Source organism: Cobetia sp. D5 (genome assembly GCF_035666195.1).
GTDB lineage: Bacteria > Pseudomonadota > Gammaproteobacteria > Pseudomonadales > Halomonadaceae > Cobetia > Cobetia amphilecti.
The window spans coordinates 3,208,459-3,227,235 of record NZ_CP142020.1; the positions used below are offsets into that span (position 1 = coordinate 3,208,459).

Genomic DNA, 18,777 nt, shown 5'->3' on the forward strand with positions numbered 1-18,777 from the left:
GATGGATGGCCTGATGGCTTACTGGTTAGCAGCTTCCGCGGCGTCGACGATGTCCTGACCGATGTCGTCGGCAAACTCGCCCCATACCGGCTTCATGGCGTCGACCCACTGCTGACGCTGGGCATCGTCGAGCGTGATGATCTCGCTCTGGCCTGAATCGATGATGGCCTGCTTGGCCTCCATGTTCTTGGCTTCGGAGAGCTGGTTGCCGTAGACGATGGCCTCATCGAGCGCCGACTTGACCTCACCACGCACGTCATCCGGCAGGCCATTCCAGAAGCGCGCCGAAGACACCACCATATAATCCAGCACGCCGTGGTTGGATTCGGTGATGTACGGCTGCACCTCGAAGAACTTCTGGGAGTAGATGTTGGAGTAGGTATTCTCCTGACCGTCGATGGCCTTGGTCTGCAGCAGGATGAAGACCTCGGAGAACGGCTTCTTCAGCGAGACGGCATCCACCGCGTCAAACTGGGCCTCGAGCACATCGGAGGTCATGATGCGGAATTTCTTGCCGTCGGCATCCCCCGGTGTCTTGAGCGGCGATGACGCGGACAGCTGCTTCATGCCGTTATGCAGATAACCGAGCCCCACCAACCCCTTGGATTCCAGCGACGTCAGCAATGACTGGCCCGTCTCGCTGCTCTGGAAGCGTTCGACAGCGCCCATGTCCTTGAACAGGAAGGGCAGATCGAAGACCTGCAGCTGATCGGTATATTTCTGGAACTTGGACAATGACGGTGCCGCCAGCTGCACATCGCCCAGCAGCATGGCTTCCAGCACCTTGTCGTCCCCGTACAGCTGCGAACTGGGGTAGAGCTCGACTTCCACCTTGTCGCCCAGTCGCTCCTCCACCAGTTGCTGGAATTTCTTGCCCATCTGGCCCTTGGGGGTATTTTCCGCCACCACATGGGAAAACTTGATGGTGATCGGGTCGGCCATGGCCGTCGCTGAGGCAAACAGGATGGCAGCACTCAGGGCGGTCAGGGCTGGCTTGATAAGGCGCATGGCGAATCCTCTTGAATTGCGGATATTGTTGGTCTTGTAGGGCATTCGATATCCCGTCTGCGCGGCTCCGACACGAAGCCGCGCAGAGGTGCGGCGCGAGCAGGGATAGCCGAGACCCTGCGAGCATTGCGCCACAGCCGCCAGATAGACGAGACAATCCAGACAATTCAATAAGTTGAAGACGCACAGTTCGCATACAACTCGCGCACAAGTGAGCCGAATTCCGCGGGCCGCCGGCGATCTGTGAGGAGTTGTGCGGATTTCCGCCCACCAACGACAAGGCCCCTGTGCGGGAATCCGCACAGGGGCCTTGTCTGTTAGCACCGATCATTGTCGATCGAGCGTCTTCACCAGCTGTCACATCACCTGCCAACACATTCTCAGGAACGGTTCTCAGGGACGGTTCTCGAGGACTGTGTTCAGGGGCGGTGCTTGGTCATCAGCTCGCTGAGCTTGTGGCTGATACGCTGATCGGTCGCCTGCTCTTCCCGCGCCTTCTGTTGACGCGTCAGCTCATCGAGCTGCTGACGGGCATGGCGTGCCTCATCTTCCGTCACGGCACCCACCGACTGACCCGAGAGGTCCACGCGCTGCGTGCCCGCCCGTACCGCCTTCAGATACCGCGGCAGATGGACATAACCCGCCAGCGCGCGTCGCACCAGCTTGTCATCCCAGGGCTCGTTTTCCAGCAGCTCGATATGGATGCCGATCTTCAGCGGCCGGGTGTGGCCCTTGAAGAAGGTATCCGGATAGCGCTTGTACCACTGCTTGAGCAGCGCATGGGGAGAAGGCGCCGACTCAGGCTGAGAAGCCTGCTGTGCTTGCGGGGCCTCGCCCTGCTCAGCCTCGTTCTGCTGCTGCGCCTCCTGCTCCTGCGGTACCTGAGCTTGCGGCGTCTGGGCTTGCGACGCCTGAGCCTCGGACGAATCAGCAGCCGTCGTTGTCTGCGCGGCAGCTGCCGGCTGACTCACGTTCAGGCGCTCTGAGGCCAGGCGTTCTGCCTGCGCCTCCTGCTGCGCTGTCAGACCCGCCTCCGCATTCGTGGAGAATTGCGGCGCAGAAGCCTGCTCGACCAGTTCACGCAATTGCGCATCTCGCGCCAGCAACGCCTCATTCACCGCGCTTAACTGCGCCTGCTGCTCCTGCAGTGTCTGGCGCGCCGCCGCGAGTTGCTCAGCGAGCTGCTCACGCTCATGACGCTCCGCGGCCAGTGCACGCTCGGCTTCTGCCAAGGCACGCTGATGCGCATCGGCATCTGCCGTGGCTGCAGACGTTCCCTGCTGCTCCAGCTGGGCCAGCGCATCGCGCAGGCGGGCATTTTCCGACTCCAGGGCCGCACGGGCCTGGCGCTCTGTGTCACGCTGCTGTCGCTGTGTGTCGGCTTCATGTTCAAGCGCAGAATACAGCGCTTCGAGGCGATCCATCGTCAAGGCCTGAGCCTCCCTTGCACGCTATGGGCAGTTCCGTTTGGCACCAGTCTGTGTCAGTACCTGCTGACTGTAAAGGTCACGCCGGCCAGCCAGTGGCTCAGACGTCGCGGCGCTCGAAGCGCACGAAGTCATAGGCCGGCAGACCCTCACCACTCTCCCCCGGGACGCGCTGCGCTTCCTGCCAGCTCGCATCCAGCGCCGGGAAATGGGCATCGCCCTCGATCTCGACCGCAACCTCGGTGAGATAGAGGCGCGTCGCCACCGGCAGCGCCTGGGCGTAGATCTGACCGCCACCGATCACCATGATCTCGTCCACGCCTTCGATCATCGCGTGGTGGTCCGCCATGCTTAGCGCGGCGGCCAGGTCACTGCAGACCCGCACGCCATCGTGACTGAACTCGCTGTCACGCGTGACCACGATGTTGAGGCGGTTGGGCAGCGGCCTGCCGATGGAGGCGAAGGTCTTGCGTCCCATGATCACCGGCTTGCCCTGGGTGACATGCTTGAAGAACTTCAGGTCTTCCGGCAGATACCACGGCAACTGGTTGTCGACGCCGATCACGCGGTTGACCGACATGGCGGCAATCATCGCGACGGGCACGACGGTGTCAGCCGCCGCCGTCAGCGGAGAGAATTCATTATCGCTCATACAGCCACCTGCGCCTTGATATGCGGATGGGATTCATAGCCTTCGATGGCAATGTCATCGAAGGTGAAGTCGAACAGATCCGTGACTTCCGGATTCAACACCAGCTTCGGCAGCGCCAGCGGCTCACGCGTCAACTGCTCACGCGCCTGCTCGAGATGATTGCTGTAAAGGTGGGCATCGCCGAGGGTATGGATGAACTCGCCCGGCTTGAGGCCACACACCTGCGCGACCATCTGGGTCAGCAGCGCATAGCTTGCGATGTTGAACGGCACGCCGAGGAAGATGTCCGCGCTGCGCTGATAGAGCTGGCAGGACAGGCGACCATCGGCGACGTAGAACTGGAACAGTGCATGACAAGGCGGCAGCGCCATCTCATCCACCAGCGCCGGGTTCCAGGCCGAGACCATCAGGCGGCGCGAATCCGGGTTGGTCTTGATCTGCTCGATCAGCTGGCTGATCTGGTCGACGGAACCGCCTTGCGGGTTCGGCCAGCTGCGCCACTGGTAACCGTATACCGGCCCGAGGTCGCCATTCTCATCGGCCCACTCGTCCCAGATACGCACGCCGTTTTCCTTCAGGTAGGCGATGTTGGTATCGCCCTTCAGGAACCACAGCAGCTCGTGGATGATCGAGCGCAGGTGCAGCTTCTTGGTCGTGACCAGCGGAAAGCCTTCGGCCAGATCAAAGCGCATCTGGTGGCCGAAGACACTCAGGGTGCCGGTGCCGGTGCGATCGCCCTTTTGTGTGCCGTTTTCCAGCACATGGCGCATCAGATCTAGATAGGGTTGCATGGTGGCGAGTCCGTACGGCGTGTCAGAGGCTGGCGCGGCGAGCGGAGCCGTGGATCGCCCTGCACCAGCCTCTTCATGAATTCGAATCGTTCACTTGACGATATTTGACGCTGCCAGATACGCAAGAACGCGGCCCGATGGCCGCGTTCTTGCGTATCTGGCAGGGGGCCAGTTTACACCGAATGCCCCCTGTATTCACGCCTGCATTGCCCCTCAGGAGGCGCGAGGCACCGGCGGCTGCGCCACTTCCTGACCGCGCGACCAGGCCATCAACAGCAGCCCGAACAGCACCATCGGCAGCGACAGCAGCTGGCCCATGGTCAGCCAGTCGAAGGCGATGAAGCCGAGCTGGGAGTCCGGCTGACGGAAGAATTCGGTGATGAACCGGAAGCAGCCGTAGCAGAGCAGGAACAGACCGGAGATCAAGCCCTTCTGACGCGGTTCACGCGAGACGAACCACAGGATGGCGAACAGCGCGACGCCTTCCAGTGCAAACTGATAGAGCTGCGAGGGATGACGCGGTTCCGGCCCGTAGAGCGGATAGACCATGCCCCAGGAGACATCGGTGATGCGCCCCGGCAGCTCCTGATTGATGAAGTTGCCCAGCCGCCCTGCGCCGAGACCGATCGGCACCATCGGCGCGATGAAATCGGTCAGCTGGAAGAAGGTCAGCTGATGGCGACGCGCGAACATCAGCATCGCGATCAACACGCCCAGCAAGCCGCCATGGAAGCTCATGCCGCCATCCCAGACCTTGAAGATCCACACCGGGTCCGCCAGCAGCTTGTCGAAGCCATAGAAGAGCGCATACCCCAGGCGGCCACCCAGCACCACACCCAGGGCGCCGAAGAAGATCAGGTCGCCTACCGCGTCCTGACTCAGGCCGACGCGTGCGCGACGTGCTCGTGCCAGCCCCCAGGCCGCCGCGAAACCGATCACGTACATCAACCCGTACCAATGAATCTTGAAGGGCCCCAGCGCCAGCGCCACGGGGTCGATCTCAGGATATTGCAACATGTGAAAACCTTGAATGAGGAAGTCGGGCTCTACCAACGCACTGGGCGATGCAGTCATCGCCTCTCAGGCGGGCAGAGCATAACAGTCAAAGCATGAACACGACCTGCCTGAGGCAGCGTATTCCCGCTCACGCCAGCAGAAACCGCAGTCCGACGACGACCAGGATCAGCGCGAACAGGCGCTTGAGCAGCAGGGCCGGCAAGGCATGCGCCAGCCGCGCCCCGAGGCGCGCAAACGGCACGGACGCCAGCACGATGCCCAGCCACGCCACCCAATGGACATAGCCGATGGCGTGCTCCGGCAGATTGGGGGCATGCCAGCCGACCACGATGTTGGTCAGTGCGGCGGTCAGCGCGATGGGGAAGCCTGCCGCGGCGGCGGTCCCCACCGCTTCGGTCATGCGCGCCTGCCAGCTGGAGAGCATCGGCACCATCACCGTGCCGCCACCGATGCCGAACAGCGAGGAAATCACGCCGACGGTACTGCCGCCCACGAACTGGCCGACCCGCCCGGGCGCCTGGGCCATCTGGCCCACCTTGAGATCCAGCCCGAGCTTGGCCGCCACCAGCAGCACGAAGACGCCGAACGCCAGCTTGAGCGTCTCGCCGCTCAGTTCACTGGCCAGCACCACGCCGAGCCCGGTGCCGACCACCAGCCCCGGCAACAGCCGCTTGAGCCAATCGAGGCGCACCGCACCGCGCTCATGATGTGCCCGTGCCGACGACAGCGAGGTCACCACGATGGTGGCCAGCGAGGTGCCGATCGCCAGGTGCATCAACACCTCCGGCGCGACGCCTTGCAGCACGAAGGCCGCGGCCAGCACCGGCACGATGACAAGCCCTCCGCCAATCCCGAACAACCCCGCAATCATGCCGGCGACTGCGCCCAACAAGGGATACCACCACCACATACCCGACTCCTTTCATGCTGCATTGCGGTGACTGTCTGCCGAGAGTGGCCCGGGCCTCTCAGCGCCATGACCGTCAGCCGTCTGTTGATACTTGACCTTCGCCGCTGCCGGACGCGCGTGGCGTCAGCGTCACGTCAGGCAGCCACATGCTGACCTTGTCGATCAGCGCCTGAGGCCGGTAGGGCTTGCCCAGATAATCATCCAGCCCGGCGGCGAAGAAGCGCTCGCGATCGGCCTCACTGGCATTGGCGGTCAGCGCGATGATGACACTGCGCCGCTCACTGCCGGCGGCGGCTTCCTGCTCGCGCCAGCGCTGGCTGACACTGACGCCATCCATGCCGGGCATGAAGATATCCATGAACACCAGCGCGTAGAAATGCTGTCCACGAGCGGCCAGCGCCTCTTCGCCGCTGCTGGCGGTATCGACCAACAACCCCTGACGACCGAGCACCGTGCGCGCCAGCATCGCATTCACCGGCCCGTCATCGACCACCAGGATGCGGGTTTCGGTCGGCTTGCCCGGCCATGTCATCGGCAGCAGGATTTCCAGCGCCTGCTCGTCGTCCAGGTTGATCTGTCGATAGCTGCCGCCCAGCTCGTCGATCAAGCGCCGCGCCATGACAAGGCTCGAGGGCGATTGATGACCGATATCGAGGCCGACATGTCCACGCAGCTCGAGCCGCAGACAGCAACAGCCAGCGCCCTCGTCGTCGGAACCCTCTGCAGAGAACGCTGCATCGCGACAGGCCGGCAGCTCACAGGCTTGCTGCAGCTCAAGCAGCAGAGATTGATGACTGGCGCTTTCGTGACGCACGCAGCCTTCCGCCAGATGCTCGAACAGCTGCGCGAGGCGGCGCACATCACCGCGCAAGGCCTCCGGCATCGGCCCCAGCTGCCACTCGAAGGGGCAGCCGACATCATGATGGCGCTGCTGCATGTCCTCGAGCAGCGCCCCCAGCGTCTCGGTCGGCGAGAAGTCATTCTCTTCCAGCGGCGTCCGTACCACTTCCTCGCGCTCGGTCAGGGCATCCAGCAGTTGCGCCACGCTGTCGAGGCGGCCCTGCAGCAGGCTGAGCTCGGCATCCTCGATATGACGCTCACGCCTGAGCTGACCAAGCTTGCGCACCAGCCCTTGCAGCGGCGGCGTCAGCTCAGCGTGCAGCATGTCCAGATAATCACTCTTCAGACGCGCTTCTTCGCGGGCACGGTCACGCGCGACCAGTAACTGCTGGCTGGCCTGATCGTGCTCTGACTCATCGATCATCACGCCGAGCACCTGCGCCGGGTCATTGTTGAAGCGACACAGCTCGAGGCGCATGCGCCGCATGCGCCCCTCGGCGTCATGTACCCGGAGTTCACGACTGCTGGGCACGCTGGGGTTGGGCTCCAGCATCAGCAAGCTGCCCACCGACCGGCCCAGCGCCTCATGCAATACCAGTCCGAACAGCTTCTCGAAGGCCGGGTTGGCCATCGCCAACAGTCCATGGCGCATCACGAAGGCCGGCAGCGGCAAGGCATCCAGCTCATGGCCGCGACCACGACGCAGCAAGGCCACGGCCCCACGATGGCGACGCAGGATGTCATCCGCCGGATAGGCCTGCCGCCCCACCGGCGGGTACTCCTCCATCACCTCACCGTTCTCGATACGCTCGCTCTGGCGCGCCAACCACTCCAAGGGCTGCCCCAGGCGCTGGTCCATGCGCCTGAGCCGCCATTGCAAGATGAGCATGACGACGGCAAACACCAGCAGCAGCGCGCCACCACTGCCCAGCAACAGGGTCAGCAGCGGCACCTGACCGGGCACCTCGAGTCGCGTGCTGGACACCAGACGCCAACCAGTGACCGGCAAGCTGTCCCACACCACCACCTGATTCCCGTGCGGGTCGTCCAGCGTGGCACCGCGTAGGCTGGTATCCATCGCGCGGGCGATATCCGCGGGCAGCTCCCGGGAATGGCCGTCGCCGACATTGCTGCTGGCCGCCCAGACGTTCAGGTGGTCATCGACCAGCCAGAAGGCATCCGAGGGGGCATGCCCCGGCAGCAGCAGGCGCGCCTCCATCTGCGGCAGCGCGAGATCCAGCCCGACACGCGCCTTCTGGCCATTGCTGAGAGAGACCTCTGCCAGCGCCGTGATCTGCGGCAGACCGGCAGGCCCCGGATGCGGCGGTAGCCAGACCACGCGCGCCGCACCATTGTCGGTGTTCTCGGCAAGCTGACGCACGGTGCCCGGCAGCACGCCGGTATAGGGCATGAAATCGCTGCCCGGCGCGAAGGCATCCAGCACGTTGAACCAGGGATAGAGCATGACCATGCTGTTATCGAGACTCACGAACAGGCGTGAGATCAGGGGGTCCGACGAGTAGAGGTCCGACAGCAGCCACTGCATATGCATCAGTCGCCGCCCGGCGTCACGATCCTCATCGCTCAACGGCCCTGCGAATTCGCCGTAGAGTGCGGCCCCCCCACGCGATACCGGTCTGAACAGCTGGCCCTGCTCGGTGAGCGAGAACTGGTCCAGGCCATCGTCATAGGCGCTGCTCCCGTTGGCGCCGAAGTCGAGATGGCGCCGTGCATAGCGCGCCAGAATCTGCAGGCGACGCTGTTGGGTTTCCAGACGCTCGCTGACCAGCGCCGTGGCCAGCGCATGCTCCTGCCGGAGCTCCCCCAGCGCGCTATCGACGGCAGCATGCTGCGTGCTGTCCCTGACCACGGCGGCCCCGACCAGAAAGCTCAACGCCACCGCCAGCTCCGCCAGCAGCAGCGGGCCAGCCGTCAGCCGAATCATGCGCGCCCAGACCTTCTCCAGGCCACTGGCGGGATTCTGGGCATTCGAAGCCACCGCCGCAGCAGGCGGTGGCTCGACAGAGGAAGCACGGCGCGAGAACATGATCTGAAAGCATCCTGTAGGTGAGGCGTCGGCAAGCCCGACCGCTGACCAGCGCAAGCTGTCGAGACAAAGCAGCAGCATACGCAAGCCGCCGTCAGGCGTCATGCAGTGCCAGCGTGACAGAGGCGCTATTTTCTCCCGACCCCCTGATGGAGTGGCGACATGTGCCTGATGGCATTTGACTGGCAACCGGACTCGCCGCAGGGCGAATGCCTGTTACTGATCGGCAACCGGGATGAGTTTCACGCACGCGCCACCGCCGGGCTCTGCGTGTGGCCGGATGGTGTCCTGTGCGGCGGACGCGACCTGGTGGCCGGCGGCGGCTGGCTGGTCATGCACCCCGCCGGCAGCCTCGCCACGCTGACCAACGTGCGCCAGCTGGACCACCCTGCCCCGACGGCCAGCATCAGCCGTGGCCAGCTGGTCGCGGCCGCGGCGCGTCAGGCGCTGGGGCGATGCTCGCGCTGGCGCCTTGAAGACTGGTTGCGCGCACTGGTCGCGGGAGAGAGCGTGCCCGCGGCACTGGAGGGAGCGGACGCACAGAAGCTGTCTGCGCTGACGCTTGAGGCCGTGGACTGGTGCAACCTGCTGGTCTGCGATGGCAAGGCGTTGTGGCGCCTGCATCATGGCCCACAAGGGGCCGAGGTGAGCCGCCTCAGCGCGGGCATCCACAGCCTGAGCAATGGCCATCCCGAGACCGACTGGCCCAAGCAACGACGCCTGAGTGGCCGCCTGACAGCCCTCCTCGACCCGTCAGCCCGTGCCGGTCAGACAACCGCACGGCCATTGAGCGACGACGCGCTGCTCGACCTGCTCAAGGATGACTGGCGGCCCGCGCCGACTCAGCTACCGGCCACCGGACTCTCGCCCGAACGCGAAGCCCTGCTGTCCAGCCCGTTCATCGTCAGCGCCGAATATGGCACGCGGGCCTCGACCCTGGTGCGCTGGCAACGCCACCCGGCAAGGGATACGACTGATCCGTCCGGTGTGGTGCAGACCCTGACCCTGCTGGAGCGCCGCTTCAGCCCTGAGGGCCACATCATCGCCAGTCGCAGGGCCATGACCCGCTCACTCGCATCGGAGAGCGGCAAAAAAGGAGATATCGGCAGCTGGCGACTCAGCTAGCCGTCTCGCCGGCTTTCTGTGCCACAGGCGCGTTGTCGCGCGGCGGCAGCAGGTGGGCCAGATCCCAGGCCTGCAGGCGGTGGAGCAACAGGTCATGAACCTCATCGGCGGTGGGCTGACACAGCACCTCGCCCACCAGCCCCTGCGCCGCACTCAGTGACACCCGCCGAATGGCCGCACGCACGCGCGGCAGGCTCGGGGCATTCATCGACAGACTGTCAAAGCCCATGCCCAGCAGCAGCAAGGCCCCGGCGGGGTCGCCCGCCAGCTCACCGCAGACGCTCACCGGCATCTTGAGCGCACGCGACTCTTCCGCCAGACGCGCAAGGGCGCGCAACACCGCCGGATGGCAGGCATCGTAGAGACTCGCCACGCGCGGGTTGTTGCGGTCCACCGCCAGCAGATACTGGGTGAGATCGTTGGAGCCCACCGAGAAGAAGTCGACCCGGGTGGCGAGCGCTTCCAGCTGATAGAGCGCCGCCGGCACCTCGATCATCACGCCGACACTCGGTCGCGAGACGTTGATGCCCTCTTCGGCCAGCTCGACCAGCGCCCGATTGACCAGCGCCAGCGCCGCATCGACTTCCTCGATTCCCGAGATCATCGGCAGCATGATGCGCAGATTGTCCAGCCCTTCCGCGGCACGCAGCATGGCCCGCAGCTGCACCATCAGCACCTCGGGGTGATCGAGCGTCACCCGGATGCCCCGCCAGCCCAGGAAGGGATTGGCCTCGTTGATCGGGAAATAGGGCAGGTCCTTGTCGCCGCCGATATCCAGCGTGCGCATGGTGACCGGCAGCGGCGCGAAGCCCAGCAGCTGCTCACGATAAAGACGCGCCTGCTCCTGCTCGCTGGGGAAGCGGTCACTCATCATGAACGGTACTTCGGTGCGGTAGAGCCCGACCCCGCCGACCCGCGACTTGAGCGACGCGACGGAATCCAGCGCCAGGCCGGTATTCACCATCAGCGGCAGAACATGACCATCCGGGGTCACACTTGGCAGATCCTGCTCCTGTTCCAGCAGCGCACTCAACGCCTGCTCCTCCTCGATCAACCGTGAATAGTAGGCGCCGAGCTCAAGCTCGGGACGCACTACCAGTCGACCACGGTGACCATCGAGAATGACCGGTGCACCGCCCAGTCGCGACAACGGAAGATCCACCATGCCCAGCACGGTGGGAATCCCCATCGCACGCGCCAGGATGGCGACATGCGAGGTACTCGAGCCACTGACCGCGACCAGCCCCTTGAGGCGTTCACGCGGGACTTCCCCCAGCGTGGCGGGGCTGATCTCGTGACCGATGAGGATGGTGTTTTCCGGGTATTCGATCGGACCGCTATCACCCTCTTCCTGCAGGTGTGACAACACGCGGCGCCCAAGATCCCGTATGTCGGCGGCTCTTTCGCGCAGATAGTCGTCATCGACACGCTCGAGATACTGCACATGGCGGCGCACGATATCGGCCAGCGCCGCCGGCGCCCACTGTCCTTCACGGATGCGCTTCTCGACTTCCTGGCCCAGCGCCGCGTCACCCAGCATCTGCTGATAGACCTCGAACAGCGCATGTTCCTGGGTGGAGATACGACTGGCGAGGCGCTCCGCCGCGACGCGAATCTCTTCGCGCACGGCGTTGATCGCCTCCTTGAGGCGTGCGATCTCGAATTCGATATCGGTGGGGATCAGGTCGGGGACGGCGTCCAGGTCGGCAGGCGGAGACAGCACGAAGGCCTTGCCGATGGCGATACCAGGCGAGCCGGCCACGCCGGAGAAGGTCGCCTGGCCGCTGGTACCGGCCAGCTTGCCCAGCGCCCCGGTGGCCAGGGCGTGGGCCAGCACTCCCGCCAGCTGCGCGCCGAGGGTGACAAGGAAGGCTTCCTCACCTTCATCGAAACGGCGCTTCTCGTGCTGCTGGATGACCAGCACCCCGAGCACGCGACGCTGATGGATGATGGGGACACCGAGGAAGCTGGAGAAACGCTCCTCTCCGGTCTCCTCGAAATAACGGAATTGGGGATGTGCGGGCGCATCCTCGAGGTTGAGCGGCTCTTCTCTGAGCGCCACCATCCCGACCAGGCCCTCGCCACGTGCCAGACTGACCTGCCCCACCGACGACGAGCGCAGACCGATGGTGTCCTTGAGCACGAAGCGATCGCTTTCCGGTGCCAGCAGATAGACGGAGCAGACGTCCGTCTTCATGGCCTTGCGTATGCGCAACACCATGGTCGCCAGTGCCGCGTCCAGAGAACGTGCGCCATTGACCTCCTGAACGATACGACGTAGCACCTCAAGCATGGAGTACCTCAAGCATGGTGTATCTCGCGCATCGAAGACGTCGAGAAGGTGATTGCTCAGCCAAGGCGGCGTGACCCACGCTCAGCCACCCGCGCCCATCAACGCCATCAGCCGGACGAATGACGCCCGTGACCCTCGGAGCTGGCGTCACCGGCTCCGGAGTCAGCGGCACCTGTGCCATCGAGCCCCTTGGCCGCCGCGTTGGCAGTAGCGACCGGTGAGCCACTGGCGCCAGACGGCCCGCAGGCGCCCCGCGCCTCATGCAGCGATGGCCCCTCGGCGAGCGCCTTGAGCCGCTCGGTGTCCACCAGACGCTGCAGACGCGGCGCCAACTCACGCAGGGCGCGCCGATAGACCTCACGCTTGAAGGCCACGACCTGCCCCAGCGGATACCAGTAGCTTACCCAACGCCAGCCATCGAATTCAGGGTTGGGCGTGGTATCCACACTTACGCGGTTGTCCTGACAGCGAATCTGCAACAGGAACCACTTCTGCTTCTGACCGATGCAGATCGGTCGGGAGTGCGTTCTTACCATGCGTCTGGGTAACCGGTAGCGCAGCCATCCACGGGTGCAGGCCAGTATCTCGACGTCCTCAGCTTTCAGGCCGATCTCTTCTTCGAGTTCACGAAACAGCGCCTGTTGCGGTGTCTCGTTTGGCTTGATGCCCCCTTGCGGAAACTGCCACGCATTCTGTCCTACCCGGCGCGCCCAGAGCAGCTGGCCCTCACAGTTGGCAATGATGATGCCAACGTTGGGGCGAAAGCCGTCAGCGTCGATCACGGATGTCACCTTTGATTCGTTAATTGAAACCATTCTTCCACAAAGGCTGAAAGCGCTTCAATACGCGGTTTGGCGGTGTGAAAGCCCGAGCACCTCTGCAATAATCGCTGCCTTCACGCTATTGCAGTGCAACACGGCCGTGCGAGACTGCTCGTCGGCCACCGTACACCCGCGCAAACACTGGGCCGGCACCTTATCGTGCTCTGTTGTCCGTGTCTGTCGCCCAGCCGAGTGTGGCTGGGCAGAGCAAGGAGTTTTCCGTGAGTCTGGCCATCTTTGATCTCGACAATACCCTGATCGCCGGGGACAGTGATCACGCCTGGGGCGAATTTCTGGTCGAACAGGGCGCTGTCGACGCCAACGTCTACCGTGAAGCCAACGAGCGCTACTACCAGCTCTACCAGAGTGGCGAGCTGGACATTCACGAATACCTGGCCTTCTCACTCAAGCCGTTGTCCGAGAACAGTCCGGAGCAGCTGGCGGCCTGGCACCAGCAGTTCATGGCCGCCAAGATCGAGCCCATCATCCTGCCGCGGGCGGAAGAGCTGCTGGCACGCCACCGGGCACGCGGCGACACCCTGCTGATCATCACCGCCACCAATCGCTTCATCACCGCTCCCATCGCGGACCGCCTGGGTGTCGATGAGCTGATCGCCATCGAGCCCGAGATCGTCAACGGCCGCTACACCGGACGCGTCAGCGGCGTCCCCAGCTTCCAGGCCGGCAAGGTGACCCGCCTCGAGGCCTGGCTGGCCGAACGTGACCACACTCTGGATGGCAGCACCTTCTACAGCGACTCCATCAATGACCTGCCGCTGCTGGAGCGTGTCGATACTGCCATCGCAGTGGACCCGGATGAGCAACTGCGCGCCGCCGCTGACGCGCGCGATTGGCGCATCATTTCGCTGCGCGACTGATAAACGACTTATTTGCTTGGCTTTTATCGATCCATAAGGTCGATCAGCCTCAGCTATAAGGTTTTCATGTGGCTACAAGCATTCACCATAAAGTCGACCTTATTTGCTGAATCATTTCGCACAAGATGTGTCTATAATGTGTGTCCATCGAACCGTCGAGCCTGGTGCGGCAACTTTTGCCCCGTCACGGCAGGACGGCCTCCGGAATCCCGGTCGGGTCCGGGGGATGTCCCTCACCAACCTTGAGCGTGAGCAGCCATGTCCTCAACGACATACGATGTCCTGATTGTGGGTGGCGGCGTGTCCGGCACCGCCCTTCTCTATGAACTCGCCCGCTACACCGACCTCAAGTCGGTCGGCCTGGTGGAAAAGTACGACCACGTCGCGATCGTCAACTCGCACGGTCGCAACAACTCCCAGACCATTCACTGCGGCGACATCGAGACCAACTACACGGTCGAGAAGGCGCGTGTGACCAAGCGCACCGCGGGCATGGTGGTCAACTTCGCCACCAAGCTCAGCGAGAGTGAGCGCGATCACATCGTCTACAAGTATCCGAAGATGGTGCTGGCGGTCGGTGCCAAGGAATGCCAGTTCCTGCGCAAGCGTTTCGACACCTTCAAGCAGCTGTTCCCCAACCTGAAGCTGCTCGAGCGTGATGATATCGCCGAGCTGGAGCCGAAGGTGGTGGAAGGTCGTCGTCCTGACGAGGAAATCGTCGCGCTGGGTTCCACCGACGAATATACCGCCGTCAACTACACCACCCTGTCGGAAGCCTTCGTCAGCGAAGGCGAGAAGGCAGCGGCCGAGAAAGGCATGAACTTCGACGTTCGCCTCTCGACCGCCGTGGAAGACATCCGCAAGGAAGGTGACGTCTACAAGGTCAAGACCGACAAGGGCGAGCTCAGCGCACGCTATGTCGTGGTCAGCGCCGGCGGTCACTCCCTGCTGTTCGCCCACAAGATGGGTTACGGCCTGGACAAGTCCTGCCTGCCGATGGCCGGCTCCTTCTACTTCACCCCGAAGGTGCTCAACGGCAAGGTCTATACCATCCAGAACGAGAACCTGCCGTTCGCCGCCGTCCACGGCGACCCGGACGTGCTGGTGGAAGGCAAGACCCGCTTCGGCCCGACCGCCCTGATGCTGCCGCTGCTGGAGCGCTACAACGGCAAGACCTTCTGGGAGTTCCTCAAGGTGCTGCGCATGGACCGCAACGTCGTCAAGGCCCTGTGGGACCTGATGAAGGTGCGCGACATCCGCAACTACATCTTCAAGAACTTCATGTTCGAGGTGCCGGTGCTGCGTGAGCGTCTGTTCCACGGCGACATCAAGAAGATCGTGCCGAGCCTGGACGTCAAGGACGTCAGCTTCGCCAAGGGCTTCGGTGGCGTTCGTCCGCAGTTGATCGACAAGAGCAAGCAGAAGCTCGTGATGGGCGAAGCCAAGATCAATCCGGGTACCGGCATCGTCTTCAACATGACGCCGTCACCGGGTGGCACCAGCTGTCTGGGCAACGCCGAGAAGGACATGTATCTCGCCCAGGAATTCCTTGGCTTCAACATCGACAAGGAAACCTTCGAGCGTGATCTGCTGACCGGCGAGATCGAACTGACCGAGATCGAGCGTCCGGAGGCCTCCTCACTGATGTAAGCCTCTTTCGAGACACGCATCGGGATGAGCATCAAAAAGCCCCGCCAGCGAATGCTGGCGGGGCTTTTTGATGGGTGCCTGTCGATGGGTGCCTGGCGGGAGGCGGCCTCAGGACACCGACTGACCCGACGGGGCCGACTGGGCAATTGGCTCGTGTACCGCATGCAGACGCTGGATCAGCTGATCCTCCAGCGCGAAACGCTCGGTCAGCCCCTGCTGCAGGCGGGCCAGCCATTCCGGCAGTCGGGCGCGATAGTGCTGGCAGCGGGTAGGACTGGAGAAATCCTCATCGAAGGACAGCACCAGCTCGGTGGAGGGTTCCAGGCGCTGCATCAGCTGCTCGCAGACCGCCAGCGCCGCGGTGTCCTCGAAGACACGGCCTTCTTCCTTGAGCTGAGGATAGACCTCGAAATGCCCCGCCGAGATGTAGTCCATCAAAAGCTCGATGAAGCGATTGACGCGTGTCATCTCGAGCTGCTCGAGGTCATTCACGCAGGCCTCGTGCAGATCCATGAAGCAGACCAGCATCTCGCGTCGCTGGTCCAGCCAGCGATCAACCAACTGATGAACGCCACGAAAGCGTTCCGCCGCAGTGGTGCATTCCTCCAGCATGGGCGCCTCCTCTGGCATGACCCGAACGATAGGGGCTGACATCCGGTGCTCGCCCCGCTGCCAACCCACTATCCTCCATGCCGTGCACGCTGCCAACCCCCCACCATGGTGGCAGGGCATATTGCCTCAACGGCGGAAGCTGCTCCACAGCATCGCCAGCGGTACCAGCGCCAGCCCACAGAAGCCGATCAACGACCACTGCGGGATCGAGAGCCCCAGCCATTGCGCGCTGATCTGGGCGCACTCACCGGAGGCGTTGAGCACCTGGGTGATCACGTCCCATACCGGCAGCACTTCCAGCATGTAGTTGAGGCCCGGGCCACAGGCCGGCACCTGATCCGGCGGCAGTGACTGCAGCCAGATATGGCGACCCGCCAGTACGACCGCGCCGAGGCTGCCGGCCAGTGCGCCCAGCGCGTAGATGCGCGTGCCGATGCGTCCGGGGCCATGCAAGGCTCCCAGCAGGAAGAAGGCGCCGGCCACGGCCACCGCCACGCGCTGGAAGATGCACAGCGAACACGGCGCCAGATCGAAGGCGAACTGCAGCACGAAGGCCACGCCCAGCAAAAAGGCGCACCCCAGCGCTCCCAAAAGACACCATTGACGCCCGCTCCAGCTCGCCAGCCGGGCAAGCCCGCCCTTGCGCGCTACCGGCTGCTGCCCCGATTGTTTGTCCGCTTGTGTCATTTGCCGTCCTTGCCGGTGGAACTCCAGTGGAGTCATGGGTGAGAAATGACGCAGCCGCAAGACCATCAAGGCCCTGCGACTGCATTGAGGCTTGCACCGCGTCGTGCCCTGCAGCCGCGCTCAGTCTGGCTGCACAGGCCACATACATCATCGGCGCCTCAAACCTGAGGCGCCGATGATGAAGCGATAGCCGAATCCGTCACTATCAGCGACTGATGCCTATCATGCCGTGTCGCGATGACCTGAACATGAATTGGCGTTGCGTCACGAGATCACGCCGGTTGCGTGCCATGGGCGGACGCGAAGTACTCGGCCATGAAGGTGTCGAAATCCTGATGATCGCCCTTCTCGATGTCGCCCTGCTGCTGCAGCGAGGTCTCGACCAGCTGATCGAGCAGATAGCCGCGCGCACGCTCCGTCGGCTCTGACTTGAACTGCTCGGCCTGCCCCTTGGCCAGCGCCAGCACTTCGTCGACGAAGTTGCTGCCGTTGTCGAGCATGCTGGTCAGCAGACGGCCCGACGGGGTGGTCTGGGCATCGTCGAAGCGCGGCGCGAGCGCCGCCAGCGCATCACGGTGCGCGCTGCCCGTCTTGTCGCCACTGTCGAGCAGGCCCGCGACTTCCCCCAGCTCATCCATGATGTTGGCCGCCAGATCGCGCAGGCGACGCTCTTCACCATTGACGCTCAGGGTCAGTTCCGGGTCACGCCCGGCCTCGACCACGCGACGCTTGCTGTTGTCGAGCGTGGCGCATTCCTCGTCGTCGATCCACGGGCTCTCGGTCAGCAGACACCAGATCAGGAAGGTATCGAGGAAGCGGATCTGCGTCTCGTCGATCCCGACCGGCAGGAAGGGGTTGAGATCCAGACAACGCACTTCGATGTACTCGACGCCACGCCCTTCCAGTGCCTGGCTGGGCGTCTCGTTCTGCCGGGTGACACGCTTGGGACGGATGTCGGAGTAGTACTCGTTCTCGATCTGCAGGATGTTGCTGGAGAGCTGCGACCAACTGCCATCGTCCTGCTTGACGCCCAGCTTCTCGTAGTCCTTCCACGGCGTGACGATGGCGTGACGCAGCGTGCCGACGAAGTTGTCCAGCGAGTTGAAGCAGATCTTGAGCTGCGCCTGCACCTTGTTCTGATAGCCCAGGTCCGACATGCGCAGGCTGGTGGCGTAGGCCGAGACCAGGCTGCGGTCCGCCTGACGCTTGAGGCGATCATCATTGCCGCCATCGAGGAAGCTCTCATCGATGCCCGGCGAGGCGCCGAACAGATAGAGCAGGATCCAGCTGTGACGACGGAAGTTGCGGATCAGCTCGAAATAGCGACGCGAGCGGAAGTCGCGCGCATCTTCCGCCTCTGCCCCTTCCAGCCCCTGCAGCAGGCTCCAGAAGTCATCCGGCAGCGAGAAGTTGTAATGGATACCGGCAATCGACTGCATGATGCGCCCGTAACGGACGTCCAGCCCCTTGCGGTAGATATGCTTCATGGTGCCGCTGTTGGAGGTGCCGTAATCGGCGATCGGCACGCTGTCGTTGCCGTGCAGACGCGGCGGCATGCTGGCCGGCCAGATCAGCTCATCGCCCAGGTTGCGATAGCTGAAACGATGCAGGTCAGCCAGAAACTCCAGCGACTCCTTGGGACGAGTGAACACCGGGGTGATGTACTCGAGCAGAGACTCGGAATAGTCCGTGGTGATGTACGGGTGGGTCAGCTTCGACCCCAGAGAACGCGGATGCGGCGTCTGGCTGATGTCACCGCCAGCGGTAACCCGCAGGCCTTCCTTCTCGATACCACGGCGCAGGCGCCCGAAGAGACCCTGACGGGCCTGGGGCGTGAGTCGCGCAATGGCGGACGCGAGTTGCTCGGACAAGGTATGAACCCTTTCGCATGGGGAGAAGCCCAGCCTCTCCGGTCGAATTGGATGACCATGGCCCGCGTGCTGCACCGGATGCCATGCAAGACGCGAACGGCAGCTACCGTTCGCGTCAGGTCAGTATGCCCACATTATGGGCGCGTAA

At 63.6% G+C, this 18,777-nt stretch carries 14 protein-coding genes and 1 pseudogene; 3 read left to right on the forward strand and 12 right to left on the reverse strand.

The window, feature by feature from the left end; translation table 11 throughout:
* Positions 1-18: 18 nt before the first annotated feature.
* From U0O11_RS13405 to U0O11_RS13435, 7 genes are all read right to left on the reverse strand, one after another.
* Complete coding sequence (locus U0O11_RS13405) at positions 19-1,008, reverse strand: TRAP transporter substrate-binding protein (RefSeq protein WP_225347130.1); 990 nt, start codon at positions 1,006-1,008, stop codon at positions 19-21.
* Between the two features lie 419 nt (positions 1,009-1,427).
* Positions 1,428-2,432 (reverse strand): ProQ/FINO family protein, encoded by a 1,005-nt coding sequence (locus tag U0O11_RS13410; protein ID WP_225348166.1) that lies wholly within the window; start codon positions 2,430-2,432, stop codon positions 1,428-1,430.
* Positions 2,433-2,535: 103 nt separating this feature from the next.
* Complete coding sequence (locus tag U0O11_RS13415) at positions 2,536-3,087, reverse strand: dihydrofolate reductase (RefSeq protein ID WP_054555577.1); 552 nt, start codon at positions 3,085-3,087, stop codon at positions 2,536-2,538.
* Positions 3,084-3,878: a thymidylate synthase gene (locus tag U0O11_RS13420; protein WP_131432578.1), complete on the reverse strand. Its 795-nt coding sequence runs from the start codon at positions 3,876-3,878 to the stop codon at positions 3,084-3,086. The genes U0O11_RS13415 and U0O11_RS13420 overlap by 4 nt, the downstream gene beginning before the upstream one ends.
* A gap of 213 nt (positions 3,879-4,091) precedes the next feature.
* The gene (lgt, locus tag U0O11_RS13425) at positions 4,092-4,895 is read right to left on the reverse strand and encodes a prolipoprotein diacylglyceryl transferase (protein ID WP_054555578.1); all 804 of its coding nucleotides are present in this window, start codon (positions 4,893-4,895) and stop codon (positions 4,092-4,094) included.
* A 127-nt stretch (positions 4,896-5,022) separates the two neighbouring features.
* Positions 5,023-5,805 (reverse strand): sulfite exporter TauE/SafE family protein, encoded by a 783-nt coding sequence (locus U0O11_RS13430; RefSeq protein WP_107336182.1) that lies wholly within the window; start codon positions 5,803-5,805, stop codon positions 5,023-5,025.
* Positions 5,806-5,878: 73 nt separating this feature from the next.
* Positions 5,879-8,692 (reverse strand): response regulator, encoded by a 2,814-nt coding sequence (locus U0O11_RS13435; RefSeq protein ID WP_225347131.1) that lies wholly within the window; start codon positions 8,690-8,692, stop codon positions 5,879-5,881.
* A 162-nt stretch (positions 8,693-8,854) separates the two neighbouring features.
* On the opposite strand from U0O11_RS13435, the gene U0O11_RS13440 reads away from it, so the two are divergent.
* The gene (locus tag U0O11_RS13440; protein WP_153636391.1) at positions 8,855-9,817 is read left to right on the forward strand and encodes an NRDE family protein; all 963 of its coding nucleotides are present in this window, start codon (positions 8,855-8,857) and stop codon (positions 9,815-9,817) included.
* On the opposite strand, the gene ptsP is transcribed toward U0O11_RS13440, so the two are convergent.
* Positions 9,810-12,110, reverse strand: a complete 2,301-nt coding sequence (ptsP, locus tag U0O11_RS13445; RefSeq protein WP_225347132.1) for a phosphoenolpyruvate--protein phosphotransferase — start codon at positions 12,108-12,110, stop codon at positions 9,810-9,812. The two genes, U0O11_RS13440 and ptsP, sit on opposite strands and share 8 nt — an antisense overlap.
* 308 nt (positions 12,111-12,418) lie before the next feature.
* Positions 12,419-12,892, reverse strand: a pseudogene (locus U0O11_RS13450) (RNA pyrophosphohydrolase); the annotation flags it as partial.
* Between the two features lie 260 nt (positions 12,893-13,152).
* On the opposite strand from U0O11_RS13450, the gene U0O11_RS13455 reads away from it, so the two are divergent.
* Positions 13,153-13,809 (forward strand): HAD family hydrolase, encoded by a 657-nt coding sequence (locus U0O11_RS13455; protein WP_054555583.1) that lies wholly within the window; start codon positions 13,153-13,155, stop codon positions 13,807-13,809.
* 258 nt (positions 13,810-14,067) lie between these two features.
* Complete coding sequence (locus tag U0O11_RS13460; protein ID WP_043331433.1) at positions 14,068-15,459, forward strand: FAD-dependent oxidoreductase; 1,392 nt, start codon at positions 14,068-14,070, stop codon at positions 15,457-15,459.
* A gap of 108 nt (positions 15,460-15,567) precedes the next feature.
* Here U0O11_RS13460 and rsd read toward each other — a convergent pair whose 3' ends face one another.
* The 3 genes from rsd to gshA all read right to left on the reverse strand — a co-directional run bounded on the left by rsd (position 15,568) and on the right by gshA (position 18,629).
* A complete protein-coding gene (gene rsd / locus U0O11_RS13465) occupies positions 15,568-16,071 on the reverse strand; it encodes a sigma D regulator (protein WP_213114509.1) in 504 nt (167 codons plus the stop codon).
* A 126-nt stretch (positions 16,072-16,197) separates the two neighbouring features.
* Entirely contained in the window at positions 16,198-16,758 is a 561-nt protein-coding gene (locus U0O11_RS13470) for a disulfide bond formation protein B (RefSeq protein ID WP_225347133.1), read from the reverse strand.
* 272 nt (positions 16,759-17,030) lie between these two features.
* On the reverse strand, positions 17,031-18,629 hold the full coding sequence (gene gshA / locus U0O11_RS13475; protein ID WP_225347134.1) for a glutamate--cysteine ligase: 1,599 nt from the start codon (positions 18,627-18,629) through the stop codon (positions 17,031-17,033).
* Between the last annotated feature and the right edge of the window lie 148 nt (positions 18,630-18,777).